The following is a 24,541-nucleotide window of genomic DNA, read 5'->3' as shown; positions in this document are numbered from 1 at the left end:
TCCTCGCGCTCACGAATCCCTACGCTATCGCGCGGGTATGCCCGGGATCCCCCCGATGGGGGCGGACAGTGACCCCACCACGGCCGAGTCCGTCATGGTCGAGTAATCTGCGACCGTCGGTGACGCCTTTGCCGCCGGTGCTGAGGAAAGACGCACCGCGGCGCGCTAGGGAGGCAGGACCAGGTGGTCGCAAGGAGTTCGGAGGTACGGCCGTCGGCCGTACGGCACAGCGCTTCCCGAGGGGTCGGTGGACGCCGGCGGCGTGGTGCTGGTCGGGTGGCCGGGCTCGGTCTCGGTGGCGTGGCGCTGCTGGTCCTGCTCACGGGCTGTGACGTCGGTCAGGCGTTCGACGGCTTCGGCTGGCCGCAGGGCGGCATCTCCGCCGAGTCCCGGCGGATGTACGACCTGTGGATCGCCTCCTGCATCGCCGCCCTCGCGGTCGGCGTCTTCGTGTGGGGTCTGATCTTCTGGTGCGTCGTGCGCTACCGCAAGCGTGGAAACGCGCTGCCGGTGCAGACCCGCTACAACATGCCGATGGAGTTCCTCTACACCATCGCGCCGATCCTGATCGTCTCCGTGCTCTTCTACTACACGGCGATCGTGCAGACCGACGTGGACAAGTTGTCGAAGAACCCCGACATCACGGTCGAGGTCGTCGCGTTCAAGTGGAACTGGCAGTTCAACTACCGCGACGGGCAGGGCGCCGACGCCCGCACCACCGCGTCGACGCTCGGCACCAGCGAGGTCATCCCGGTGCTGGTGCTGCCGACCAACCGGTCCATCCGGTTCGAGGAGACCAGTCGCGACGTCATCCACTCCTTCTGGGTGCCGGAGCTGCTGTTCAAGCGGGACGTCATGCCGGGTTCGATCCGCAACGTCTTCGAGGTCTCCAGCCTGGAGACCGAGGGCGCCTACGTGGGCCGCTGCGCCGAGCTGTGCGGCAGCTACCACGCGTTCATGAACTTCGAGCTGCGGGTGGTCTCGCCGGAGCAGTACGACCAGTTCCTGGCGGCCAAGCAGAGCGGCAAGTCCACGCAGGACGCGCTGATCGCGATCGGTGAGAAGCCGTACGCGGAGACCACGCAGCCGTTCGAGACCCGGCGGACGCAGAGCAACTTCAACCCGGACACCGCTCCGGCCGGCACGGGAAGCTGAGGCAGCGGCCATGAAGACCGAATGGCGTATCTTCCTGATCATCGCCACGTTCCTGTTCGGCGCCACGATCCTCTACGGCGTCTGGACGGCTGGTGAGTCGGGCCGCGTCGAGTGGGTCGGCACCATCGCCCTGCTGCTGTCGTTCCTGCTCTGCACGATGTGCGGCGGCTTCTTCTGGTTCGTCTCGCGCCGTATCGACCTGCGCCCGGAGGACCGGGCCGACGCCGAGATCGCCGACGGCGCCGGTGAGATCGGCTTCTTCAGCCCGGGCAGCTACTGGCCGTTCGGGCTGGCGCTGGCCGCCGCGACGGCCGGCATGGGCCTGGTGTTCTGGCAGTACTGGCTGATCGGCCTCGGCCTGGTTGCGGTCATCTTCGCCGCCTGCGGGCTGCTGTTCGAGTACTACTCCGGCACCCGCCGCACCGCCGAGCACTGACCCACCGGCCGCCGTCACGGCCGACCTGTGGCACCACGAAGGCCCGTTCCCCGGTGGGGGAGCGGGCCTTCGTGATGCTCAGGCCCGATCGGGCCACGACGTGCCCGGGGGAGCCGGGTGCCTGCCGGGTGATCGGTCAGACCGCTACCGGGGTGACAGTGCGGCGGGGCGCAGGCGAGGTCAGGCGGCGTGGCGGGCGGGTTGGCGGCGTCGGCGGTCGGCCAGCCGAGCGACGGGAGCGGTGAAGGTGGCGATCACCACGGCGGCGCCGCAGCCGGTGCAGATCAGCTCGGGACAGTCGGTGCCGTGGCCGTCGGCGCAGGGTGGCACCTCGAACAGTGCCACGCCCTCGCAGACGTCGCAGTAGAGCTCGCGGTCTGACACGGGCGTCTCCTCTCACTCCGGGCGGCCCGCCCCCGGCGCGCGTCAACGGCGCATAACGGAAGCGGAGAACTACTCGGCTGTAGTTTCCCACGCGGGTACGACACATCCCCGCGCACCGCCGCCCGCGCCCGGGCCGCTGGACGTCAGCGCGATCCCAGGCCACGCAGTGATCCACTCGACATCGCTGACTCCGGGCCGTCCCAGCCACCGACACCGCGGAATCGTGGATCCCGGCCGATCACGCCGTGCCCAAGCCGGGCTGGGCGAGCGCGCGAGCGACCGGGTGGGCGAGCGGGCGGGCTCAGGCGGTGGTGGCGGTCTCGATCCAGCGGTCGAGGGTGGTGGCCGCCGCGCCGGAGTCGATCGACTCGGCGGCCCGGTCCAGGCCGGCGCGCAGCGCCTCGGTCAGATCGCCGTCCAGCGGGCCCTGCGTGGCCAGCGCCGCCGCCGCGTTGACCAGCACCGCGTCCCGCACCGGGCCGGTCTCACCGGCCAGCAGGCGACGGGCCACGCCGGCGTTGTACGCGGCGTCACCGCCCCGGAGGTCCGCCAGCGTGGACCGGGGCACCCCCAGGTCCGTCGCGTCCAGCACGGCCTCGCGTACGGTGCCGCCCTGGGCCGCCCAGACCCGGGTCGGCGCGGCGGTGGTGAACTCGTCCAGCCCGTCCTCGCCGCGCATCACCAGCACCGAGTCGCCGCGGGCGGCGAACACGCCGGCCATCACGGGGGCCATGCGGGCGTCGAAGCAGCCGACCGCGCCGGCGCGCGGCCGGGCGGGGTTGGTCAGCGGGCCGAGGAAGTTGAACACCGTGGGTACGCCCAGCTCCCGCCGGATCGGGCCGGTGTGCCGCATGCCGGGGTGGAACCGGGCGGCGAAGCAGAACCCGATGCCGGCCTCGGTGACACAGCGCACGATCGCGTCCGGGTCGAGGTCGAGCGGGACGCCGAGGAACTCCAGCAGGTCGGCGGTGCCGCACGAGGAGGAGGCGGCCCGGTTGCCGTGCTTGACCACCCGGACACCGGCGCCGGCCACCACCAGGGCGGCCATGGTGGAGATGTTGACGGTGTGCGCGAGGTCACCGCCGGTGCCCACCACGTCCAGGGCGGTGGAGCGCAGCTCGTCGGGGAGGTCGACCGGGACCGCCCGGCTCAGCATCGTCTCCACCAGCCCCGCCAGCTCGGCTGACGTCTCGCCCTTGGCCCGTAGCGCCACGGCGAAGCCGGCGACCTGCGCGGCGCCCGCCGAGCCGGCCATGATCTCGCCCATCGCCCAGGCGGTGTCGGCGGTGGACAGCTCGTCGCCGCGCAGTAGCGCGTTGAGCAGGTGCGGCCAGGTCCGATCGCCCATGGCGGGCCTCCCGAGCGTGCGAAGTGCGGGTGGGCTGGAACCGGCGCCGGCTCATCCGGCGCCGTGGCGGTGCCGGAGCGGGGACGTCAGGCGGGTGCGTGCGTCCGCAGCAGCTCGGCCACCGTGCTGCCGGTGGTCACCGGGTCGAGCGGGTGCACCAGCGTCGCGTCGACCTCGGCGTACGCGGCGAGCCATCGGTCGGCGGCGCGAGCGATCACCAGGCAGGTCGGGGGTGCGTCGTCCCGGTCGTCCTTGATCTGCCGGGCGATGCCGAGGCCGCCACCCGGGCTGGCCTCGCCGTCGAGCAGCAGCAGGTCGATCTCGTAGTCGTCGACCAGCCGGATGGTCTCGGCGTAGGTCGACGCGTCGACGAACTCGATCTGCAGCCCGGGTGCCGGTCGGGTGCCCACGGCCAGCCGCATCCGGTCACGGACCTGCGGGTCGTCGCTGTAGAGCAGGACGGTGCAAAGACGATCGCTCATGCCGGCACTCCGCTTCGCTTCGTGCCGTCATGAGGCACCATCACACTGAGCTTGATGATTGGTTCGCTGCGCTCACTCATTGGCTGGACTTGCTCCCACCTCGTAGCTGCCCGCCGATCGTACCGGTCGACGTGACGTAGTCGACATCCCGCCCGTCGCCGACGGTGGGGCGTCCCGTCGGCGCAGCTCAGGCGGGGGTGCCGGCGGCGCGCTCGCGGGCCTCCTGGCGGTCCAGCTCGCGGTCGACCCGGCGGGCCTCGCGCTCGGACTGCTTGACCCACTGCACCACCAGCACCGCGAGCATGGTCACGCTGACGAACTCGCCGCCGGCCCACAGGATGCCGCCGGCGACCACCTGGTCGTTCCAGGGGTCGGACCAGCTCAGGTTGAGCGACGGGTACCAGTCGCCGCCGAAGAGCGTGCTGCTCTGCATGATGGTGAGCCCGAGCACGGTGTGGAACGGCACGGAGAGCAGCATCAGCAGCGCCCGCGCCGGGTAGGGCCAGCGGCCCGGCAGCGGGTCGAGGCCGAGCAGCGGCCAGAAGAACACGCAGCCGGTCATGATGAAGTGCGCGTGCACCAGCTCGTGCGCCCAGGCGTGCTCCAGGGTGAAGCGGTACAGGTCACTGAAGTACAGCGCGAACGGGTTGACCACGAAGATGGCGAACGCCACCAGCGGGAAGCTGTAGACCCGGGCGACGCGGCTGTGCACGATCGCCAACAGGCGCCGGCGTGCCCGGACCGGCAGGGTCCGCAGGGCCAGCGTCATCGGCGCGCCGAGCGCCAGGAAGATCGGCGCCACCATGGACAGCACCATGTGCTGGACCATGTGCACCGACAGCAGCGCGGTGTCGTACGCGTGCAGCCCGCTGACCGTGACCAGGGCGATGCCGCCCAGGCCGGGGCCGAGGAAGAACACCGTACGGGAGACCGGCCAGCGGTCGCCGCGGATGCGCAGGCGGTGCACCCCGTAGAGGTACAGGCCGGCGGCGAGCACCAGGCCGAGGGCCAGCCAGCTGTCCAGCCGGGTCTCGGTCAGCACCGTGCCGACGGTGAACGGAGGCGGGGTCGCCTCGCCCGCGGCGGCCAGCGTCGACGGGCCCGCCGGAGTGGCCGCGAGCACGGCGGCCGGAGCGGCCGAGGTGGCGGCGAAGATCGGATCGACGTGCAGCACGCTTTTCAGGCTAGGCCAGGCGAACCGGACCCCGGCGCCGGGGCCACGGAAGGCGGGGGTTTGCCACCCCGCTGATCGCCGGCCCCGGTCAGGGGCAATAATGACGGCGTGACTGCGGCCCCAGCCATTGACAAGAGCCGGATCCACTCCCTGACCCGACCGAACATGGTCAGCGTCGGGACGATCGTGTGGCTCTCTAGCGAACTCATGTTCTTCGCGGCGCTGTTCGCGATGTACTTCTCGATCCGCGCGGCTGCGCCGGAGCAGTGGGAGAAGCACACCGAGCACCTCAACATCCCGTACGCGACCACCTTCACGGTGATCCTGGTGCTCTCGTCGGTGACCTGCCAGCTCGGCGTCTTCGCGGCGGAGAAGGGTGACGTCCACGCGCTGCGGCGCTGGTTCACCATCACTTTCGTGATGGGCCTGATCTTCGTGCTCGGGCAGGTGAACGAGTACCGCACGCTGGTGCACGAAGGCGTCAAGATCAATGAAGACGGCTACGGCTCGATGTTCTACCTGACCACCGGTTTCCACGGCCTGCACGTGACCGGCGGCCTGATCGCCTTCATCATCTTCATGATCCGTACCACGATGGGCCGGTTCACCCCGGCGCAGGCGACCTCGGCGATCGTCGTGTCCTACTACTGGCACTTCGTCGACGTCGTGTGGATCGGGCTGTACGCCATGATCTACTGGCTTCAGTGATCTTGGCGCGTCACGTACCGCGCCGCTGCTCCGTCCCCTGAGACAAGGTCCAACCGGTTAAGGACACCGCTCATGACTTCTGACAACGACCGCCGACGCGGTCTGCTCGCGCGGTTGCGCGAGCGGCCCGCCGCGCGCAGCAGGGGCCGCCGCCGGCTGGGCGCCGCGGTCCGGCTGTTCGCCGCGCTGATGCTCGCCGGCGGCGCCTACACCGTCTTCGCCCCCGGCGCGCAGGCGCAGGACAACCCGCCGCTGACCGGTGCCGCTGCCGAGGGCAAGGCGCTGTTCGACGTGAGCTGTGTGACCTGCCACGGACGCAACGCCCAGGGCGTCGAGGGCCGCGGGCCGAGCCTCATCGGCGTCGGCGCGGCCTCGGTCGAGTTCCAGGTCAGCAGCGGCCGCATGCCGATGGCGCGCCAGGAGGCCCAGGCGCAGCGCAAGCCCCCGCTCTTCACCGACGAGCAGACCCGCCAGCTGGCCCAGTACATCCAGGAGCTCGGCGGCGGCCCGATCGTGCCGGAGGGTGACAACCTCCGCGAGAACACCAACGTCGCGGCCGGCGGTGAGCTGTTCCGGATCAACTGCTCGCAGTGCCACGCCTTCGGCGGCGGCGGTGGCGCCCTCTCCTCGGGCAAGTTCGCCCCGAGCCTGCACCCCGCGACCGACCGGCAGATCTACGCGGCGATGCTGAGCGGCCCGCAGAACATGCCGGTGTTCGGTGACAACCAGCTCCGGCCGGAGCAGAAGGCCGACATCATCGCCTACATCCAGGAGACGCTGAAGCGCGACCAGGACCCGGGCGGGTTCAACCTCGGCCGGTACGGACCGTCCACCGAGGGTCTGGCGATCTTCCTGGTTGGCATCGTGGCGCTGGTCTTCGCTAGCCTGTGGATTGCGGGCAAGTCGTGACCGAGCGGATCATCCGATTCAGTGCTGTGGTGCCGCTCGGCGCCACCCGTAGCGAGGTGACGGCATGAGCACGCACACCGAGCACCAGGCCCCACAGGGCCAGGAGCAGCTCGACATCAACGCGCCCGGGGTGACCCGGTTCGACATCGTCCGCGAGGGCGCGCGTCGGGACGACATCGAGATCGTCCACTACGAGCCGCAGGTGCAGCCCGGCACCAAGGCCGAGCGCCGCCTGACCCGGGTGGTGGCCGGGCTGTTCCTGATCACCGGCCTGGCGGCGACCGCCTTCCTGGCGATCTACATCTGGTGGCCGTGGCAGTACGAGCCGGGCCGTGGCGGCGACAAGTTCTACACCCCGCTGCTCGGCTTCACGCTCGGCGTGGCCCTGCTCGCCGTCGGCTTCGGCATCCTGACCTGGGGCAAGAAGTTGCTGCCCAAGGAGGTCTCGATCCAGGACCGGCACGAGGGCGCGGTCGACGAGGACAGCCGCACCATCACCGGCCAGACCATGCTCTACATGGCCGACGAGCTCGGTGTGAAGCGTCGCCCGTTGCTCGGCATCTCGCTGCTGGCCGGTCTCGCGCCGGTCGGCGCGGTGGTCGCGGCGCCGCTGGTCGGCGGTCTGATCTCCAACCCGCACAAGAACAACCAGATGTTCACCACCGGGTTCGCCCCGGCCGAAGGCGGGCAGAAGGTCCGGCTGGTCCGTGAGGACGGCCGGCCGGTACGCCCGGCGGACATCAGCGTCGGTGGCCAGCTGACCGTCTTCCCCGGCATCGAGCACGGTGTGAGCAACCGGCACGCCGACTCGCCGACGCTGCTGATCCACCTGCGCGATTCGGACGCCCAGAAGTCCCGGGAGGCCAACTCCAGGCCGGACGTCGGCCACGGGGACTACATGTGGGGCAACTACGCCGCGTTCTCCAAGGTCTGCACGCACGCCGGTTGCCCGGCGAGCCTGTTCGAGCAGCAGACCAACCGTCTGCTCTGCCCGTGCCACCAGTCCCAGTTCCTGATCACCGACAACGCCCGGCCCATCTTCGGCCCCGCCAGCCGGCGGCTGCCGCAGTTGCCGATCGAGGTGGACTCCGAGGGCTTCTTCGTGGCGAAGTCCGACTACACCGAGACCGTCGGGCCTGATTTCTGGGAGCGGCCATGAAGCGTCGAAAGTTTGACCTTGCGGCTACGCCGGGCAAGGCTGCCGTGGGAGTGGACGACCGCTTCCAGGTGGCCACCCCGCTGCGCCGGCTGCTGAACAAGGTCTTCCCGGACCACTGGTCCTTCCTGCTCGGCGAGATCGCGCTCTTCTCGTTCGTGGTGCTGCTGCTGACCGGCGTGTTCCTGACCTTCTTCTTCGAGCCGGCGATGACCGAGGTGGTCTACGACGGCAGCTACGCGCCGTTGCAGGGCACGCCGATGTCCGCCGCGTACGCCTCCAGCCTGGACCTGTCGTTCGACGTCCGGGGCGGTCTGGTGATGCGGCAGATGCACCACTGGGCGGCGCTGCTGTTCATGGCCGCGATCGTCGTGCACATGCTGCGGGTCTTCTTCACCGGTGCCTTCCGCAAGCCGCGCGAGACCAACTGGATCATCGGCTCGCTGCTGTTCTGGGTCGGCTTCCTGGCCGGCTTCACCGGCTACTCGCTGCCGGACGACGGCCTGTCCGGCACCGGTCTGCGGATCGCCTCGGCGATCATGCTGTCCATCCCGGTGATCGGCTCCTGGGTCACCTCGTCGATCTTCGGCGGTGAGTTCCCCGGCACGATCATCATCAGCCGGTTCTTCATCGCCCACGTGCTGCTCATCCCGGGCCTGCTGGTCGCGCTGATCAGCGTCCACCTCGGCCTGGTCTTCAAGCAGAAGCACACCCAGTGGCCCGGCCCCGGCCGGACCAACGGCAACGTGGTCGGCGAGCGGATGTTCCCGCGGTACGCGCTGAAGCAGGGCGGCTTCTTCATGGTCGTCTTCGGCGTCATCGCGCTGATGGGCGGTCTGTTCCAGATCAACCCGATCTGGCTGTTCGGCCCGTACGAGGCGTGGGTGGTCTCGGCGGCCAGCCAGCCCGACTGGTACGTCATGTTCCTCGACGGCTCGACCCGCCTCATGCCGGCGTGGGAGATTCCGATCCCGATCGGCGACGGTTACGTCATTCCGCCGCTGTTCTGGCCGACGGTGGTGCTGCCCGGCATCCTGGTGGGCCTGTCGACGATGTACCCGTTCCTGGAGGCCCGGCACCTCAAGGACCGCAAGAGCCACAACCTGCTCCAGCGGCCCCGCGACGTTCCGGCCCGGACCGCGGTCGGCGCCATGGCCGTCGCCTTCTACGTCGTGCTGACGCTCTCCGGCGCCAACGACGTGATCGCCGACAAGTTCCAGATCAGCCTGAACGCGATGACCTGGGCCGGTCGGATCGGCCTGCTGGTGCTCCCGCCGCTGGCGTACTACGTGACCTACCGGCTCTGCCTGGGCCTGCAGCAGCACGACCGTGAGGTGCTCGCGCACGGCGTGGAGACCGGCATCATCCGGCGCCTGCCGGACGGCCGGTTCGTCGAGGTGCACCAGCCGCTCAGTGGGGCGAACGGGCACGCGGACGGCCACGGCGAGCTGGAGTACGTCGGCTGGGTGGTCCCCAAGAAGATGAACCGGCTCGGGGCCCTCGGCCCGGCGATCCGGGGCTTCTTCTACCCGATCGAGAAGCCGGCCGAGGCGCCGGTCTCGCCGGGTCACCCGCCCGTCGAGGCCCGGCCCGAGCGCGAGGAGATCGGCAGCGGCGAGAGCCGCCGCTGACCCGCCGACCGCACCGTCACGTGGCGCCCGCCGGATCTCCGGCGGGCGCCACGTCGTTTATCCGCGTCCACCGCCCATCCGGCCAGGAGTGGGACGGACACGGCGGGACCGGTAGACCCCGCGCGACGGGCGATCGCAGGAATAACCCCGGTGAGCCGGGTATCCGTGCGGTCCAACGTCTCAAGGGGGGGAAGCATGTTGGGTATCAAACGCCTCGGCCTGTTGGCCGCGCTGGTACTGGTCGGCGTAGCGCCGGCCGCGGCCGCGCAGGCCGCGGCACAGCCGTCGACGCAGGACACCCAGTATCTGCAGGCTTTGCACCAGGTCAACCTGTTCGAGATCACCGCCGGTGACCTGGCCCAGCAGAAGGGCCAGAACCAGCGGGTCAAGGACCTGGGCGCGATGCTGAAGACCGACCACACCCAGCTCGACCAGACGGTGAAGCAGACCGCGTCCCAGCTCGGGGTGGAGCTGCCGAACGAGCCCAGCGCCGATCAGCAGGCCGTCCTCGACCAGCTGAACAACGCCAGCGGCGCGGAGTTCGACCGGCTCTGGGTGACCAGTGAGCTGGACGGCCACGTCCAGGCCATCCAGGCCACCCAGACGGAGATCTCGCAGGGCTCCGAGCAGTCGGTGGTCCAGTTGGCCCAGACCGCCCTGCCGGTGCTGCAGACGCACAACGACGAGTTGGTCCAGCTCGCCAACCAGCTGGGCATCCCGGTCCCGCAGACCAGCGCCAGCGGTACGCCCAGCCCGGGTGGCACTGGCACCGAGTCGCCGGCTCCGGGTGGCACTGGCACCGAGTCCCCGGCTCCGGGTGGCACCGGCACCGAGTCCCCGGCGCCGGGCGGCACCACCGAGTCACCGGCTCCCACCGAGAGCTGACGTAGCGGCAGGCAGACGGCCGGTCCACCCGCGCGGTGGACCGGCCGCCGTGCGTGCGGCGCCCCTCGGCGCCGCCGGTGGGTCAGTCGGCGCTGGCCAGGCCGATCGCGAACGCCTCCTCCAGGTCGTGCTGGGAGTACGCCCGGAACGCGATGTGCGACTCGGTGTTCAGCACACCCGGCACCTTCGAGATGCTGCCCGCGATGACCTGGGCGATCTGGTCGAACTCGCGGACCCGGACGATGGCGATGAGGTCGACGTGCCCGGCCACCGAGTAGACCTCGCTGACGCCGGGGAGGTTGGCCAGGGTCTCCGCCACCTCGGGGATCGCATCGGTGGCGCAGTCGATCAGCACGATCGCGGTGATCACGGGACATTTCTCCGTTCGTCGGCGTCGTCGCCCATGCTAGATGTTTCCGTCCGTCCCGGAGGCGGGAGGCGTCCCGGCTCAGCCGCGGGCGGTCGCCGGCACGGTGCGGCCGTCCCCGGCCCGGATCGCGTCGTGCAGTCGCTCGTCGTCGCGTACGGTCGCGCCCGGCCAGACCACCACGCGGCGCACGTCGCCGTACACCCGGGCACCGGCTCCCACGACCGACTCCACGCAGCGCCCGGTCACCGTGGCGGACGGGTCGATCAGGGCGTCACCGGCGGCGGCGTGCAGGTTGGCCGCCAGGTAGTCGGCGGGGGTCCCGGTGTCGAAGAAGGTGCCCCGGTAGGCGACCACCTCCAGCGCGTCGGCCGCCTCGGCCGGCCGCCAGACCGCGCGTACCAGGTCGGAGAAGACCACCGGCAGGTCGCGGACCAGCCGCCAGGGCAGCAGAGAGAAGCCGGCGAAGCTGTGCCCGGCGAAGGTGCCCGGCGCCGCCGGGTCCGCGGCCGGCTGACCGAGCAGGCGTACCCGGTGCCCGTCCCAGCCGTCCAGCAGCGCGGCCACGTCCGGGCCCGGCGCGGCCGCCGCGTCGGCTAGGTACGCGTCGGCGTTGCCGACCAGCACCGGCCGTCCGTCGATCCAGTCCCGCAGGTTGGCCACGCCGCCCGCGGTGCCGAGCGGATCGCCCGGCTCCACCGACACGTGCGCGCGGTCACCGACGTGCGCGACCACCTGGTCGGCCAGGTAGCAGGCGTTCACCGCGACCCGTCCGGGACCGGTCAGCCCGAGCCCGGCCAGCCGGGCCAGCGCCCGGTCCAGCAGCGGCACGTTGCCCACCGGGCAGAGCGCCTTGGGCACCCGTTCGGTGAGCGGGCGCAGCCGGGTGCCCTCGCCCGCGGCGAGCACCACCGCGCAGACCTCCGCGCGCCGGTCACCCGAGCGCCCGCCGGCCGCCCCGGTCACGGCGTGGTGTCGGGCACCGGTGGCGGAAACTGCCCGGCCAGCGGCCCGATGTCGTAGTAGGCGAGCAGCCGGGCGGTCGGCCAGGTCAGCCTCGGCAGGTCGTCCAGCGGGTGCCAGGCGGCCTCGAAGACCTCCGCGCCGTCGACCACCAGCTCGGTGTCGGAGGCAGGGACCTCGACCTCGAAGACCATGTCCACCCAGCCCTTGGCGTGCACGATCGCGTTCGGCACTGCGGGGCGCAGCCGGGACGGGGGGAGCCGGATGCCGGACTCCTCGAACAGCTCACGAGCCGCACCCACCACCGGGGCCTCGCCCCGGTCCAGCAGGCCGGCGGGGAGCGACCAGCCCTTGCCGGGCGGCTGGCGCAGCAGCAGCAACCGGCCCGCGCCCGTCGCCTCGGCGTCGCGGACCAGCGTGACCGCGCCGACGATGTACTTGGGCACGGCCAGTCGGACCAGGCGACGGCGCACCGGCAGCGGCAGCCGGTAGAAGGCCTGGTAGAAGACGGCCCGACCGGTGGCGCGGGAGCGGGGGATCATGACCCCAGGCTAGTGGTCACGAATGTCCTTCGGACGCGCTGGGGCCTGCCCGGTCACTGTCGATGGTCGACCAGGTCGATGAGCTGGCGTACCACCGTGTCCGGTTCGATCACCCGATCGAAGACCGCGACGAGCATGGTCTCCAGGTCGGGGTAGCCCAGCTCCTCGGAGAGACGCAGCAGTGGCAGGTCACTGGCGAGGCCGCGGTTGTGCTGGCGCAGGGCGAGCCCGATGGTGGCCCTGCCGAGGCGGACCTTGTCGCTGATCGTGATGCCCGGCTCGGTGTGCTCCGCGAACCACCGGTTGATCTGCATCTGCGCGTGCGGTGACTTGACGAAGCCGAGCCACTCCCGACGTGGGCCGCGCGGCGCCTCACCGGCGTCGAAGCCGTTGTCCCCGTCGTTCTCGGTGAAGATCTCCACCACGTCGCCCTCATCCAGCTCCGAGCTCAGCGGCGCCAGCCGGCCGTTGATCCGGGCGGCGAGGCAGTGGTCGCCCCGCTCGCCGCCCAGCTCGTAGGCGAGGTCGACCGGCGTGGCGCCGGCCGGCAGCACGATCTGCCGCCCCTCGGCGAAGACCTGGATCTGCCCCTCGGCCAGGTCGCAACGCAGCGACTCGAGGAACTGCGCCGGGTCGGCGGCGTCCGGCTCCCAGTCGAGGACCCGGCGCAGCCAGTCCAGCTGCTCGGCCCGGGCCGCCGCGCCGCCGCCTGCCGAGCGCGGGAAGCGGAAGTCGGCGGCGATGCCGTACTCGGCCGAGCGGTGCATCTCCTCGGTGCGGATCAGCACCTCGACGGTGCGGTCCTGCGGGCCGCAGACGCTGGTGTGCAGCGAGCGGTAGAGGTTGTTCTTCGGCGAGGCGATGAAGTCCTTGAAACGGCCGGGGACCGGGCGCCAGGTGCCGTGGATCGCGCCGAGCGCGGCGTAGCAGTCGGTGGCCGGGCCGTCGACCACCACCGCGATACGCGGCAGGTCGTACGGCGCGCTGTGGCCGCCGGCGACCGTGTCCTTCCAGATCGAGTAGAGGTGCCGGGGCCGGGGGCCTACCTCGGCGTCGACCCGGCTGCGGCGCAGCGCCACCCGGGCCCGGCTGACCACCGAGTCGAGGTACGCGTCCCAACCCGGCCGATCGTGCACGTGCCGGGCCAGCCGGGCGTGCTCGTCGGGCTCCAGGTGCAGCAGCACCACGTCGTCCAGCTCCCGCTTGAGGGTCTGGATGCCGAGCCGGTCGCAGAGCGGGACCAGCACCTCCTGGGTCTTGCGGGCGATCCGTTCCCGCGAGGCCGCGGAGCGTACGCCGAGGGTGCGCATGTTGTGCAGCCGGTCGGCCAGCTTGATGATCAGCACTCGGACGTCCTTGGCGGCCGCGACGATCATCTTCCGGATCGTCTCCGCCTCGGCGGCCTTGCCGTAGAACGCCTTGTCGAACTTCGTCACCCCGTCGACCAGGTGGGCCACCTCGCCGCCGAAGTCCTCCGACAGGGCCTGGAGCGTGTAGCGGGTGTCCTCCACCGTGTCGTGCAGCAGCGCCGCCACCAGGGTGGTGGTGTCCATCCCCAGCTCGGCGCAGATCTGCGCCACCGCGAGGGGGTGGGTGATGTAGGGCTCCCCGCTCTTGCGGAACTGCCCGCGGTGCATGTTCTCCGCGATGGTGTACGCCCGGCGCAGCACCGCGGGGTCGGAGCCCGCGTGGATGCCACGGTGGGTCCGGACCAGTTGGGTGACCGGGTCGGAGTCTGTGGTCGGCCAGGTGAGCAACGACCGCAGCCGGCGGGCCAGTGGCAGCTCACCCGACTGGGTCGGCAGGGCGCCCCCCAGGGCGGCGCCGTGTCCGGCGTCGACGTCCACGAGGGACACCTCCTCACCCCGGCCCCGCGGCCACCGGAAGCCGGCGGTCGGGAGCAGGCCCACGAATCGGGCAGGACTGCACTTCTCTAACAGCCTAAGCGAGTCGACGTAGTCCGATCGGTCACTTGGTCATGAGCGTTCGGTCGAGAGTTGGTGGGACCCCCCGTTCTCGGCCTTCGCCAGCAGGTCACGGAAGCGCCCCGCGCCACCCACCGGGGAGGACCAACCGGAGGACATCTCCACCAGCCGGGTCTCCGGTCGCTCCAACCAGGACAGGATGCGTTCGGACTCCTCCGCGGTGGCCGCCGGCACCGGGCCGTGCCCACCCGACACCGTCTCGGCGGTGGCCCGGATGGCGTTCAGCGTGGGTCGCGGGTGGACGCCGGGTGGGGAAACTCCCGCGCCCGCCAGCCGCCCGTGCCGGACCAGGGCCAGTTCCCAGCCGCCCCGGGCGGCCGGCCGGGCGGCGGCCAGCTCGACGATCCCGGTCAGCGCGGCCAGCCGCTGCATCCGCACGGTGGCGCGCAGCACCGCCGCCAGCCGGGACCGCACCACGGCGGCCTCCTCGTAGCGCTGGTCGCGGGAGAGCACGTCGATCCGGGCCAGCAGCGCGTCCACCACCGGCTGCGGGTCGCTGGCGGTGGCGGTGCGGAAGGGCGCCGCGGCGCGGTCGTCGTACTCCTCGGGGGTGATCCTGTGCTCGCAGGGTGCCGGGCAGCGACCCAGCTCGGCCAGCGCGCAGGCCGGCGTGACCGTTCGCAGTGAGAGCCGGTGCGTGCACTGGCGCAGCGGCACGGCGTCGTGGAAGCCCGCGGCGGCCAGCTCCGCGGCCCGCCGGGAGGTGAACGGGCCGAGGTAGGCGGTGTCGGTGGGGGAGAGGTCGCGGACCACCGACAGCCGGGGGTACGGCCCGTCGGTCAGCTTGAGCCAGACCATCCGCTCCGGGTACTTCGACCGCCGGTTGTACGGCGGTGCGTGCGCGGCGATCAACCGCAGCTCGCGGACCTCCGCCTCCAGCGAGTGCGCGCACTCCACCGCCTCGACCCGCTCGGCCGCGGCCAGCATCTCGGAGATCCGGGCCCGCTTCTCTCCGGCGGTGAAGTAGCTGCGGACCCGGGTGGCGATGTCGCCGGAGGTGCCGACGTAGAGCGGCCGGTCGTCGGCGGCCCGGAAGATGTAGACCCCGGGCACCTTGGGCAGCCCCTCGGCCAGGTGCCGCTTGCGGCGTTGGGTCGGGGTGACCGCGCGGGCGAACTCGATGGCGTCGCCGACCGTGTCGACCCGGTGCCCGCCGAGCCGGCCGATCAGGCCGTGCAGCACGTCGACGGTGGCCTTGGCGTCGTCCAGCGCGCGGTGGGTGGGCTGGGTGGCGGTGCGGAAGTAGGCGGCGAGGGTGCCCAGCTTGCGGTTGGGCACCTCGTCGCGGGTCAGCACCCGGCGGGCCAGCGCCGCCGTGTCCAGCACGCGGGGGTTGGGCCAGCGGTAGCCGTGCTTCGCGCAGGCGGCCTTGAGGAAGCCCACGTCGTAGGGGGCGTTGTGGGCCACCAGGACCGCGTCGGCGATGAACTCCAGGAAACTGGGCAGCACCTGCTCGATCGGCGGCGCCGGCAGCAGCATCGCCTGGGTGATCCCGGTCAGCACGGTGATGAACGGCGGGATCGGCTGCCCCGGGTTGACCAGGGTGGCCAGCACGCCCAGCTGCTCACCACCGCGCACCTTGACCGCGCCGATCTCGGTGATGCCGCCGCCGTCCGGCGCGCCGCCGGTGGTCTCCAGGTCGACCACCACGAAGGTGGTCGCGTAGAGCGGCAGCGCCGGGTCCACCCCGCCCACCGCCGGGTCGAGACCGGCCAGTGACTCCTGGACGTACTCCGCCTGTGCCATCGCGGGCACGCTAGCGGCCCGGTCCGACACTCCCGTCACAGCGGTCCCACCGGTCGCCCTGGGGGTAGGATGAGAGATCGGCTCACTCACCGGGCGGTGGGCCCGGTCGCGGTGGGAGACTTGCCACATGCCCCTCACCGAGCCGTACGACGACCACCTCCCGCAGGAGGATCCGGTCGCGCGCGACGGTGCCGTGGGCAACCAGGACGACAACGTAGTCAGCGACACATCGGGCGCATTCGGCCCGACGACGGCGAGCGACCCGACGACGGCGAGCGACAGCCCGGGTGTCGAGCCGGAGCCGACCCTTCCCGAGCCGGTCCGGCAACGGATCGTGACGCTGACCGCCGCGGTGCTGCCCGCCCTGCCCGCCGACGAGGTGCCGGTGCCGTTGCGGCGGGTGGCCAAGTTCGCCCCCAACCGGCGGGCCCGGCTCGGCGCGCCGGCCATCGCCGCCCAGCTCACCGCCGACCCGCTGTTCCGGCAGCGGGTCACCGCCCGCGTCCTGATCGACGCCGGTGACCTCGGGGCTGCCGTTGTCGAAGGCACCGCGCCCGCCGCCGCCGACCCGGTCGAGGTCGCCGCGCTGGCCTACCTGGCCCGGCCGCGGGGCTGGCGGGAGCTGATCGACGCCAGCGGCGCCGCCGTGCGCGCCGAGGTGGACAGCGCGGTCGTCGCCGAGTTGGTCCGTGAGGCCGAGCAGCGGGCCACCCGCGCCGAGCACGACCGGGCGGTGGCCCGGGTCGAGGCGGAGAAGCTCCGCGACGAGCTGGCCCGCGTCCGTGAGGAGTTGGGTCAGCTCCGCGAGGAGTCCCGGCAGACGGCCCGCGCCCTGCGGGAGACCCAGGCCCGCGAGCGGAAGGCCACCGAGCTGCTGGCCACCGAGCGCGGCCGGGCCGCGCGCGCCAGCGCCGACGTGGACGCCGAGCTACGCCGCGCCCGGGCCAGGCTGGCCGAGGCGGAGGCCGCCGCCGGGGTGGCCCGGGCGAGCGCCAAGGAGGCGCGCTCGGTCGACGACGCCCGGCTCTGGCTGCTGCTGGAGACCATCGGCCAGGCCGCCGTCGGGCTGCGCCGGGAGTTGGCGCTCGACCCGGTGGACAAACTCCCCGCCGACTTCGTCGCCGACGCGTTCGCCGAGCAGCCGGGCACCGCCCCGGCCGGCCCCGCCGCACGTGCCCGCGACACCGACGACCCGGCCCGACTCGACCAGCTGCTCGCCCTGCCCAGGGCGCACCTGGTGGTGGACGGCTACAACGTCACCAAGCGCGGCTTCGGCGAGATGTCCCTGGAGCAGCAGCGCAAGCGCCTCATCACCGGCCTGGGCGGGATCGCCGCGCAGACCGGCGACGAGGTCACCGTGGTCTTCGACGGTGCCGAGCGGATGCACGGGCTGCCGCCCGCGCCGCGCGGCGTACGGGTGCTCTTCTCCCGCAAGGGCGAGACCGCCGATGAGCTGATCCGGCGCCTGGTCCGCGCCGAGCCGGCGGGCCGGCCGGTGGTCGTGGTCTCGTCGGACCGCGAGGTCGCCGACGGGGTACGCCGGCACGGGGCGTACCCGCTGGGCGCGGACTCGCTGCTGCGGCGGCTCGCCCGCTCCTGACCGCAGCCGGCCGACGCGTCCACGGGCAGGGGCCTGGCGAGGTTTGGGCGAGCCCCACGTCGCACTGGGATCGGCCCAGGCGGCATCGGGTGTCGCCCCGAGCCTGTCGGGCCCGGGCGCTAGTGTCGCCGCGACCGCCGAGGGATGGGAGTCGCGATGACCCAGGATGACGTCAAGATCTTCGTCGACAAGGATCTGCGGGGTGCGCGGTTCGACAGGTCGACGCTGGCCGGCGCGGTGATGCGCGGCGTCGATGTGAGTGGCCTGGACATCGACGCGCCGTGGCTGGCCGAGGGCGCGCTCCTGGTCAACGGCGTCGATGTCGTGCCGCTCGTCGAGGCCGAGCTCGACCGGCGGTTCCCCGGGCGCGAACTCAGGCAGGCCAAGGCCCCGGACGACCTGCGTGCGGCGTGGGCGGCGCTCGAACGGGCCTGGGCGGCGGCGGTCGACCGGGTCCTGTCCATGCCCGAGGGTGCGGTCGACGTCTCGGTCGATGGCGAGTGGTCGTTCGCGCAGACGCTGCGCCATCTCGCGTTCGCCGCCGACGCGTGGTTGGGCAAGGCGGTCCTGCGCCTGCCACAGCCGTTCCACCCGCTCGGTCAGTCGCACGCCGAGTACGAGACCGACGGCTTCGACATGTCGGTCTTCGCCACTGAGCAGCCGACCTTCGAGGCGGTCCTCCAGGTGCGGGCCGAGCGGCAGGCCATGGTGCGCGACTTCCTCGCGACCGTCACGCCGGACCTGCTCGCCGAGTCTCGACCGAGCGCCTGGTGGCCCGAGCAGCACGTGACCGTCCTGCACTGCCTCCACGTGATCTTGGCCGAGGAGTGGCAGCACCTCCGCTTCGCGCTGCGTGACCTCGACGCACTGGGCTGACGGCATCCGGCAGGTCGTTCACTGTCGGCCCGACATGCCACGGCAGCGCTGCCTCATCGGCCCAGTTGACGTAGGTGCCAGCCGATCGGGGCGTGGGAACACGGGTTCGGTGAAGTCGGGGTGTCCGGGCGGGCAGGATGGCCCGATTTCGCGAACTGGAGTCGATCTCGCCCCCAAAACGGCCGATCGGACGCGGTTTCTGTCGCACCCGGTGGTTAGCGTCGATGTGACCGACGGTGCTCGGTCGGCGACGACAGGGCGTCGGCCGGGTGCCGCGAGCCGATCAGGAGGCGTGATGCTCATCGACTGCGACGGCTGCGCGCAGCGGGCCGACGGCTGTTCCGGCTGCCCGCTGACCGCCCTGTTCGACGAGACGTCCCCCGCATCCGGGCTGGTCGCCGCCGAGGTCGAGGCCATCGAGGTGTTCGCCCGCGCCGGCTTCGACGTGGAGGTGTTCGCCGCGCCCGCGCGCCCCGGCACGGCTCGCCGCCGTGGCACCCGCCGAGTCGCCTGAGCGTGACACCGCGCGCGGAAGCGGGCTTTTCGCGGGCCATAGGATGGGCGGTCACGGCGGGAGGAGCGGCACAATGAGCGGGGTACGACGGGACGACGGCCGACTCGTCGGCGCTGCGCTTGTCGGTGGCGTGTTCGGTGGCGCCGCGCTTGGTGGCGCCGCGTTTGATGGCGGTGGCGATGCCCGCCGTGCGACGGGCACGGCGGGGTGCCGGTGACCCCGCGCGGCTGGGCGCTGCTGACCCTGGCCGGGTTGGCCGTCGCGCTGGTGGTGACCGCCGCGCTGCTGATCCCGTGGCACCGGCCGCCGGCGCCCCGGGCCGACCAGCTCGCCGCGCTGCGCGACCTGCCCGCCGAGCAGGTGGCCCGGGGGCGGGAGTTTCGCGCCGCGCTGCGTCCCGGGGGTTACGCCGCGCTCGCCGTCGGGCTGCTGGTCGCCCTGGCACTGGGGCTGACCCCGCTGGGCAGCCGCCTGATCGAGCTGGTGGGCCGGCCGTTCGGGGGGCACTGGGCCGCGCAGGCGGTGCTCGGCGGGCTGGCCGTCGTGCTCGTCGCCGACCTGCTCACCCTCCCGTTCGCCGCCTGGCGGCAGAGCGTGCTCACCCGCTACGGGCTGAGCACCAACGGCTGGAGCGGCTGGGCGGTCGACCTGCTCAAGTCGTACGCGGTCAGCGCGGTGATCGGCGCGGTGGCGCTGTTCGGGTTCTACGCCGTCATCCGGCTCGCGCCGCGCTGGTGGTGGGCGTTCGGCGCGGCCGGCGCGGCCCTGCTGGTGGTGCTGCTGTCGTTCGTGCTGCCGGTGCTGGTGGAGCCGGTGTTCAACCGGTTCACCCCGATGGAGCAGGGCCCGCTGCGCACCGAGCTGATGAGCATGGCCGCCCGCGACGGGGTCCCGGTGCGCGACGTGCTGGTCGCCGACGCCTCCCGACGCACCAGGGCGGTCAACGCGTACGTCTCCGGTCTGGGGCCGACCCGGCGGGTGGTGGTCTACGACACGCTGGTGAGCGAGGCCACCCCGGCCGAGGTGACCGCCGTGGTGGCGCACGAGCTGGGGCACGCGAAGGACCGCGACGTCGCGGCCGGCACGCTGACCGGGGCGCTGGGCGCCGCCGCCGCGGTGGTGGCGCTCTACCTGCTCGGCTCGTGGGGGCCGCTGCTACGGCTGGCCGGCGTCGACTCGGTGGCCCACCCGCGCGCGTTTCCGCTGCTGGTCGCCCTGGTCACGGTGGCCGGGCTGATCGCCGCGCCGGTGCAGGCTTGGATGTCGCGGCAGGTGGAGGCCCGGGCCGACGCGCACGCGCTCGCGCTCACCGACGACCCGGCCGCCTTCGAGTCGATGCAGCGCCGGCTCGGCTCGGTCAACCTCGGCGACCCCGACCCGCCGCGCTGGGAGTACCTCTACTCGGCCTCCCATCCGTCCACCGTGGAGCGGATGGCCGCCGCCCGCGCGTACGCCCGGGAGGCCAGCCGATGAACCGCACCCTGCTGATCACCAACGACTTCCCGCCCCGCCCCGGCGGCATCCAGTCCTTCGTGCACAACCTCGCGGCCAGGCAGCCGGCCGGCTCGGTGGTGGTGTACGCGTCGAGCTGGCGCGGTGCGGCGAAGTTCGACGCCGACCAGCCGTTCGAGGTGATCCGGGAACGCACCCGGGTGCTGCTGCCCACCCCGCTGATCGCCCGCCGGGCGGCCCGGCTGGCCCGCGCGTACGACTGCGACACCGTGTGGTTCGGCGCGGCGGCCCCGCTCGGGCTGCTCGCCGCCGGTCTGCGGCGGCGGGCCGGGGTGCGCCGAGTGGTGGCGCAGACCCACGGTCACGAGGTCGGTTGGGCGGCGCTGCCCGCCGCCCGGCCGGCGCTGCGCCGGATCGGTCGGGGCGTCGACGTCACCACCTACCTCGGCGAGTACACCCGCAGCCGGCTGGCCCGGGTGCTGGACGGGCTGACCGAGCTGCGCCGGCTGGCGCCCGGGGTGGACGTGGACACCTACCACCCGACCGTGGACGGCGAGCCGGTCCGGGCCCGGCTCGGGCTGACCGACCGGCCGGTGGTGGTCTGCGTGTCCCGGTTGGTGCCGCGCAAGGGACAGGACATGCTGATCCGGGCGCTGCCCGAGATCCGCCGCCGGGTGCCCGACGCGGCGCTGCTGATCGTCGGCGGTGGGCCGTACCGGGCGACCCTGGAGAAGCTGGCCCGGCAGGCCGGGGTGGAACGGGACGTGGTCTTCACCGGCTCGGTGCCGGCGTCCGAGCTGCCGGCGCACTACGCGGCCGGCGACGTCTACGCGATGCCCTGCCGCACCCGCAACCGCGGGCTGGACGTGGAGGGGCTGGGCATCGTCTACCTGGAGGCGTCCGCGACCGGCCTGCCGGTGGTCGCCGGTGACTCCGGAGGCGCGCCCGACGCGGTGCGCGAGGGGGAGACCGGTTACGTGGTACGCGGCCGGGACGTCGCCCAGCTGGCCGACCGGGTGGCCCGGCTGCTCGCCGACCGGGACCTGGCCCGCCAACTGGGCGCGGCCGGTCGCGCCTGGGTGGAGCGGGAGTGGCGCTGGGAGGCGCAGGCGCAGCGGATGGCCGCCCTGCTCGCCGGCTGACCGCCGCCCGTGCTCAGGTCCGGCTCGACCGGGGCGGGGCGTAGCGGGGCACGTACTCCTGGCCGGTGAGCCGTTGGATGGCCGCCATCACCTCGTCGGTGACCGTCCGGATGTCGCGTGGCCCGTGGATCCGCTCCGCGACCGGGATGGGCGGGCCGAATCGCAGGGCGACCGGGTGCCGGCGGGGCAGCCGCGCGTCGACGGGCAGCACCTCGGCGGTGCCGAGCACGCCGACCGGAATGATCGGCACCTCGGCGTCGCGGGCGAGCCGGGTCATCCCGGTGCGGCCCCGGTAGAGCCGTCCGTCCGGGGAGCGGGTGCCCTCCGGATAGACGGCGACCAGGCCACCGGCGCGCAGCACCGGCACGGCCGCGTCGAGGGCGCTGAGGGCGGCCCGGCCCCCGGCGCGCTCGACCCGGATGGCGCCCATGCCGGAGACGATCCGCCGGCTGAGCCAGCCGCCCGGGCCTCGGCCGGTGAAGTACTCGGACTTCGCCCAGAAGGTGACGTGCCGGGGTGTCGCGCAGGCGAGGAACAGCTCGTCGGCGACGGAGAGGTGGTTGCCGGCGAGGATCGCTCCGCCGTGCCGGGGCACGTGTTCCAGTCCTTCCACGCGTGGCCGCCAGCCCAGCCGCAGCGTCGTGCCGACGGTCAGCTTGCTGAGGTCGTACAGCAGGGGCACGTGTCCTCCGAGGGGGATGGTCAGTGGGGGGCGGGGCCGAGGTGGGCGTCCAGCGCGGCGCGCAGCAGGGCGTCGTCGTCGGTGGCGCCGGTGGCCAGTGGCAGACTGCCCCAGGCCCAGAGCTGGGCGATGCCGTGCAGGTTGGCCCAGAGCGCGCCGGCCAGCACCGGCGCCGGCGCGTCGGTGGGCCGGCGTACCTGGGCCACCAGGTCGGCCAGGACATCGAAGAGCGGCAGGCTCGTCTCGCGCAGGTGGAGCCGACCGCTGGCCAGCAGGTCGTGCCGAAACATCAGCTCGAACATCCCGCGGTGCGCCGCCGCGAAGTCCAGGTACGTCCGGCCCAGCGCGGTCAGCCGGCCGCGCGGGTCGGGGCCGGCCGCACGGATCGTCTGCTCGACGCGGGCGGCGAGGTCGGCGAAGCCCTCCCGGGCGATGGCGGAGAGCAGGTCGACGTGGGTGGGGAAGTAGCGGCGGGGCGCGCCGTGCGAGACCCCGGCCCGGCGGGCGATCTCCCGCAGTGACACCGCCGACTGGCCCTCACGCAGCACCAGGTCGACCCCGGCGGCCACCAGTCGGGCGCGGACGCCCGCTTCCTCCTCACCCATAGACGTTGTCTACCAGCTGGCGTAGACGGTGTCTACCCCACGACGAACAGCGCGGAGTCTTCAATATGCCTATGAGGTATCACGGTCGGCGTCGACCGCGTGACCACGGGACGCGCAGGGCGGGCGCGGTGTGTCAGCGGATGCGGGCCAGGATCCGGTCGGCGGGAGCCGGCCGGCCGAAGTGCCAGCCCTGCGCGGCGTCGCAGCCGATCGCCCGCAGCCGCTCGGCCTGGCCGGCGGTCTCGACCCCCTCGGCGGTCACCGTCAGGTCCAGCGCGTGCGCCAGCGAGACCAGCGAGGCGAGGATCCGCTCGTCGGTGCGCCCGACCGACGGCGACCGCAGCCCGGCCACGAACTCCCCGGCCACCTTCAGCTCGGTCACCGGCAGGTCCCGCAGGTACGCCAGGTTGCTGTAGCCGGTGCCGAAGTCGTCGATGGCGATCCGCACGCCGAGGTCGGCCAGCACCCGCAGGGCGCGCACCGGCTCCTTGGCGGTGCTCATCATCGTGCTCTCGGTGATCTCCAACTGGAGTCGCTCCGGCGGCAGCCCGGTCTGCCGCAGCAGGGCGCGCACCTCCTGGACCAGCCCGGGCCGGTGCACCTGCCGGACCGCCAGGTTGACGCTCACGAACGGCGCGGCGACACCGCCAGCCGACCAGGCCTCCGCCTCCCGGCACGCCTCGGCCAGCACCCACCCGCCCAGTTGCACGATCAGGCCGGTCTCCTCGGCCAGCCCGATGAAGCTGTCCGGCCGCAGCACGCCCAGCTCCGGGTGGCGCCAGCGGACCAGCGCCTCCACGCCCACCAGCCGGCCGTCCCGGAGCGAGGTCAGCGGCTGGTAGTCGAGGTAGAACTCCCCCCGCTCCAACGCGGCCGGGATGGCCGCGGAGAGCGCGTACCGGGCCAGCTCGCGTCGGTTGCGCTCGGCGTCGTAGAGCGCCCAACGCGCCCCACCGGCCGACTTCGCCCAGTGCAGCGTGCTGTCGGCGGCCCGCATGAGGTCACCGGGGTCGGCGCCGGCCACCTGACGCTCGACGATGCCGATGCTCGCCGAGACCTGGAGCTCGTGCCCGTCGACCAGCGCCGGTGTCCGGACGGCGGCCAGCGCGGCCTCGGCCACCGCCACCATGTCGTCGGTGCCGCCGGTGTGTTCCACCAGGATGACGAACTCGTCCCCACCGAGCCGGGCCACCAGGTGCTCACCCACGGTCTCGCACAGCCGCTCGGCCACCGTGGTCAACAGCCGGTCGCCGATCTGGTGCCCCAGCGTGTCGTTGACGACCTTGAACCGGTCCAGGTCGAGGAAGCACACACCGACCCGCTGCGCGCCCCGGCCCGGCTCGTTGAGCGCGGCGGCGAGCCGCTCGGTGAACAGTGTCCGGTTGGGCAGGCCGGTGAGCGGGTCGTGGGTGGCCTGGTGCCGGAACCGCGCCTCGCTGGCCCGCAACGCCCGTTCGGCCTGCGACCGGGCCATCATGGCGGCCCGGCGGATCGACTCCTGCTCGTCGAGCGTCCGGTCCCGCAGCGCGCGGGCGTAGCCGGTGGCCACCGCGGCCAGCAGCCGCGCCATCCGGTCCTCGACGTCCTCGGCCACCAGACCCAGGTCGCGGATCAGCCGGAGCTGGATGACCTCGACGGTACGGCCCAGACCCTCCGCGGAGGCGATGTGCGCGGCGACCAGTTCGGCACCCACCCGGTACCCGGCGCGGAGGTCGAACGGCTCGCCGAGCAGCGCGCCGGCCAGTTGCCCGGTGAGCCGGTGCAGCAGCGTCTCCAGCTGGGCCTGGGTCATCGGCAGA

At 72.7% G+C, this 24,541-nt stretch carries 24 protein-coding genes; 12 read left to right on the top strand and 12 right to left on the bottom strand.

The window, feature by feature from the left end; genetic code table 11:
• Positions 1–183: 183 nt before the first annotated feature.
• A complete protein-coding gene (gene coxB, locus AB0K07_RS16975; RefSeq protein ID WP_363756009.1) occupies positions 184–1,155 on the top strand; it encodes a cytochrome c oxidase subunit II in 972 nt (323 codons plus the stop codon).
• A 10-nt stretch (positions 1,156–1,165) separates the two neighbouring features.
• Positions 1,166–1,591: a cytochrome c oxidase subunit 4 gene (locus tag AB0K07_RS16970; RefSeq protein WP_363756007.1), complete on the top strand. Its 426-nt coding sequence runs from the start codon at positions 1,166–1,168 to the stop codon at positions 1,589–1,591.
• A gap of 180 nt (positions 1,592–1,771) precedes the next feature.
• Here the strand turns inward: AB0K07_RS16970 and AB0K07_RS16965 are convergent, their stop codons facing one another.
• The 4 genes from AB0K07_RS16965 to AB0K07_RS16950 form a co-directional block, all read right to left on the bottom strand.
• Complete coding sequence (locus AB0K07_RS16965; protein WP_363756005.1) at positions 1,772–1,975, bottom strand: hypothetical protein; 204 nt, start codon at positions 1,973–1,975, stop codon at positions 1,772–1,774.
• A gap of 301 nt (positions 1,976–2,276) precedes the next feature.
• Positions 2,277–3,323 (bottom strand): anthranilate phosphoribosyltransferase, encoded by a 1,047-nt coding sequence (trpD, locus tag AB0K07_RS16960; RefSeq protein WP_363756003.1) that lies wholly within the window; start codon positions 3,321–3,323, stop codon positions 2,277–2,279.
• Between the two features lie 86 nt (positions 3,324–3,409).
• Complete coding sequence (locus AB0K07_RS16955) at positions 3,410–3,805, bottom strand: hypothetical protein (protein ID WP_363756001.1); 396 nt, start codon at positions 3,803–3,805, stop codon at positions 3,410–3,412.
• 187 nt (positions 3,806–3,992) lie between these two features.
• Complete coding sequence (locus AB0K07_RS16950) at positions 3,993–4,979, bottom strand: cytochrome c oxidase assembly protein (protein WP_363755999.1); 987 nt, start codon at positions 4,977–4,979, stop codon at positions 3,993–3,995.
• A 108-nt stretch (positions 4,980–5,087) separates the two neighbouring features.
• Here AB0K07_RS16950 and AB0K07_RS16945 point away from each other — a divergent pair, with 108 nt between their 5' ends.
• The 5 genes from AB0K07_RS16945 (at position 5,088) to AB0K07_RS16925 (ending at position 10,268) form a co-directional block, all read left to right on the top strand.
• Complete coding sequence (locus AB0K07_RS16945) at positions 5,088–5,687, top strand: heme-copper oxidase subunit III (protein ID WP_154943958.1); 600 nt, start codon at positions 5,088–5,090, stop codon at positions 5,685–5,687.
• 72 nt (positions 5,688–5,759) lie between these two features.
• Positions 5,760–6,596: a cytochrome c gene (locus AB0K07_RS16940; RefSeq protein WP_363755997.1), complete on the top strand. Its 837-nt coding sequence runs from the start codon at positions 5,760–5,762 to the stop codon at positions 6,594–6,596.
• 64 nt (positions 6,597–6,660) lie between these two features.
• Positions 6,661–7,755 (top strand): Rieske 2Fe-2S domain-containing protein, encoded by a 1,095-nt coding sequence (locus AB0K07_RS16935; protein ID WP_363755995.1) that lies wholly within the window; start codon positions 6,661–6,663, stop codon positions 7,753–7,755.
• The gene (locus AB0K07_RS16930; protein WP_363755993.1) at positions 7,752–9,383 is read left to right on the top strand and encodes a cytochrome b N-terminal domain-containing protein; all 1,632 of its coding nucleotides are present in this window, start codon (positions 7,752–7,754) and stop codon (positions 9,381–9,383) included. The genes AB0K07_RS16935 and AB0K07_RS16930 overlap by 4 nt, the downstream gene beginning before the upstream one ends.
• Before the next feature lie 195 nt (positions 9,384–9,578).
• Positions 9,579–10,268 (top strand): DUF4142 domain-containing protein, encoded by a 690-nt coding sequence (locus AB0K07_RS16925; protein WP_363755991.1) that lies wholly within the window; start codon positions 9,579–9,581, stop codon positions 10,266–10,268.
• A gap of 82 nt (positions 10,269–10,350) precedes the next feature.
• On the opposite strand, the gene AB0K07_RS16920 is transcribed toward AB0K07_RS16925, so the two are convergent.
• The 5 genes from AB0K07_RS16920 to AB0K07_RS16900 form a co-directional block, all read right to left on the bottom strand.
• Positions 10,351–10,638: an Lrp/AsnC ligand binding domain-containing protein gene (locus AB0K07_RS16920; RefSeq protein ID WP_088988344.1), complete on the bottom strand. Its 288-nt coding sequence runs from the start codon at positions 10,636–10,638 to the stop codon at positions 10,351–10,353.
• Between the two features lie 78 nt (positions 10,639–10,716).
• A complete protein-coding gene (locus AB0K07_RS16915; protein ID WP_363755989.1) occupies positions 10,717–11,601 on the bottom strand; it encodes a sugar phosphate nucleotidyltransferase in 885 nt (294 codons plus the stop codon).
• Entirely contained in the window at positions 11,598–12,140 is a 543-nt protein-coding gene (locus AB0K07_RS16910) for an NUDIX domain-containing protein (RefSeq protein WP_363755987.1), read from the bottom strand. The genes AB0K07_RS16915 and AB0K07_RS16910 overlap by 4 nt, the downstream gene beginning before the upstream one ends.
• 53 nt (positions 12,141–12,193) lie before the next feature.
• A complete protein-coding gene (locus AB0K07_RS16905) occupies positions 12,194–13,987 on the bottom strand; it encodes an HD domain-containing protein (protein WP_363756630.1) in 1,794 nt (597 codons plus the stop codon).
• A gap of 129 nt (positions 13,988–14,116) precedes the next feature.
• A complete protein-coding gene (locus tag AB0K07_RS16900) occupies positions 14,117–15,871 on the bottom strand; it encodes a DEDD exonuclease domain-containing protein (RefSeq protein WP_363755985.1) in 1,755 nt (584 codons plus the stop codon).
• 127 nt (positions 15,872–15,998) lie between these two features.
• Here AB0K07_RS16900 and AB0K07_RS16895 point away from each other — a divergent pair, with 127 nt between their 5' ends.
• The 5 genes from AB0K07_RS16895 (at position 15,999) to AB0K07_RS16875 (ending at position 21,455) form a co-directional block, all read left to right on the top strand.
• Complete coding sequence (locus AB0K07_RS16895) at positions 15,999–17,471, top strand: NYN domain-containing protein (protein WP_363755983.1); 1,473 nt, start codon at positions 15,999–16,001, stop codon at positions 17,469–17,471.
• 156 nt (positions 17,472–17,627) lie between these two features.
• On the top strand, positions 17,628–18,347 hold the full coding sequence (locus AB0K07_RS16890; protein ID WP_363755981.1) for a DinB family protein: 720 nt from the start codon (positions 17,628–17,630) through the stop codon (positions 18,345–18,347).
• Positions 18,348–18,642: 295 nt separating this feature from the next.
• Positions 18,643–18,861: a hypothetical protein gene (locus AB0K07_RS16885; RefSeq protein ID WP_363755979.1), complete on the top strand. Its 219-nt coding sequence runs from the start codon at positions 18,643–18,645 to the stop codon at positions 18,859–18,861.
• 213 nt (positions 18,862–19,074) lie between these two features.
• Positions 19,075–20,334, top strand: coding sequence for a M48 family metalloprotease (locus AB0K07_RS16880; protein WP_363756628.1), 1,260 nt, complete (start codon positions 19,075–19,077; stop codon positions 20,332–20,334).
• Positions 20,331–21,455 carry a glycosyltransferase family 4 protein gene (locus AB0K07_RS16875; RefSeq protein ID WP_363755977.1) on the top strand — a complete coding sequence of 375 codons (1,125 nt, stop codon included), beginning with the start codon at positions 20,331–20,333 and terminating at the stop codon, positions 21,453–21,455. The genes AB0K07_RS16880 and AB0K07_RS16875 overlap by 4 nt, the downstream gene beginning before the upstream one ends.
• Before the next feature lie 13 nt (positions 21,456–21,468).
• On the opposite strand, the gene AB0K07_RS16870 is transcribed toward AB0K07_RS16875, so the two are convergent.
• From AB0K07_RS16870 to AB0K07_RS16860, 3 genes are all read right to left on the bottom strand, one after another.
• Positions 21,469–22,137, bottom strand: a complete 669-nt coding sequence (locus tag AB0K07_RS16870; protein ID WP_363755975.1) for a lysophospholipid acyltransferase family protein — start codon at positions 22,135–22,137, stop codon at positions 21,469–21,471.
• 20 nt (positions 22,138–22,157) lie between these two features.
• Positions 22,158–22,742, bottom strand: a complete 585-nt coding sequence (locus AB0K07_RS16865; RefSeq protein WP_363755973.1) for a TetR/AcrR family transcriptional regulator — start codon at positions 22,740–22,742, stop codon at positions 22,158–22,160.
• Positions 22,743–22,875: 133 nt separating this feature from the next.
• The gene (locus tag AB0K07_RS16860; protein ID WP_363756626.1) at positions 22,876–24,534 is read right to left on the bottom strand and encodes a bifunctional diguanylate cyclase/phosphodiesterase; all 1,659 of its coding nucleotides are present in this window, start codon (positions 24,532–24,534) and stop codon (positions 22,876–22,878) included.
• Positions 24,535–24,541 lie beyond the last annotated feature (7 nt).

Source organism: Micromonospora sp. NPDC049301 (genome assembly GCF_040678715.1).
In the GTDB taxonomy this organism is placed as follows: Bacteria; Actinomycetota; Actinomycetes; order Mycobacteriales; family Micromonosporaceae; genus Micromonospora.
This window is presented reverse-complemented; position numbering and strand designations above follow the sequence as displayed.

Bases quoted from the DNA above. Each gene is read 5' to 3' on its own strand.
- AB0K07_RS16970 (WP_363756007.1), top strand. From the start codon at position 1,166: ATGAAGACCGAATGGCGTATCTTCCTGATCATCGCCACGTTCCTGTTC.
- trpD (WP_363756003.1), bottom strand. From the start codon at position 3,323: ATGGGCGATCGGACCTGGCCGCACCTGCTCAACGCGCTACTGCGCGGC.
- AB0K07_RS16955 (WP_363756001.1), bottom strand. From the start codon at position 3,805: ATGAGCGATCGTCTTTGCACCGTCCTGCTCTACAGCGACGACCCGCAG.
- AB0K07_RS16940 (WP_363755997.1), top strand. From the start codon at position 5,760: ATGACTTCTGACAACGACCGCCGACGCGGTCTGCTCGCGCGGTTGCGC.
- AB0K07_RS16935 (WP_363755995.1), top strand. From the start codon at position 6,661: ATGAGCACGCACACCGAGCACCAGGCCCCACAGGGCCAGGAGCAGCTC.
- AB0K07_RS16930 (WP_363755993.1), top strand. From the start codon at position 7,752: ATGAAGCGTCGAAAGTTTGACCTTGCGGCTACGCCGGGCAAGGCTGCC.
- AB0K07_RS16925 (WP_363755991.1), top strand. From the start codon at position 9,579: ATGTTGGGTATCAAACGCCTCGGCCTGTTGGCCGCGCTGGTACTGGTC.
- AB0K07_RS16910 (WP_363755987.1), bottom strand. From the start codon at position 12,140: ATGATCCCCCGCTCCCGCGCCACCGGTCGGGCCGTCTTCTACCAGGCC.
- AB0K07_RS16900 (WP_363755985.1), bottom strand. From the start codon at position 15,871: ATGGCACAGGCGGAGTACGTCCAGGAGTCACTGGCCGGTCTCGACCCG.
- AB0K07_RS16895 (WP_363755983.1), top strand. From the start codon at position 15,999: ATGCCCCTCACCGAGCCGTACGACGACCACCTCCCGCAGGAGGATCCG.
- AB0K07_RS16890 (WP_363755981.1), top strand. From the start codon at position 17,628: ATGACCCAGGATGACGTCAAGATCTTCGTCGACAAGGATCTGCGGGGT.
- AB0K07_RS16885 (WP_363755979.1), top strand. From the start codon at position 18,643: ATGCTCATCGACTGCGACGGCTGCGCGCAGCGGGCCGACGGCTGTTCC.
- AB0K07_RS16875 (WP_363755977.1), top strand. From the start codon at position 20,331: ATGAACCGCACCCTGCTGATCACCAACGACTTCCCGCCCCGCCCCGGC.
- AB0K07_RS16865 (WP_363755973.1), bottom strand. From the start codon at position 22,742: ATGGGTGAGGAGGAAGCGGGCGTCCGCGCCCGACTGGTGGCCGCCGGG.
- AB0K07_RS16860 (WP_363756626.1), bottom strand. From the start codon at position 24,534: ATGACCCAGGCCCAGCTGGAGACGCTGCTGCACCGGCTCACCGGGCAA.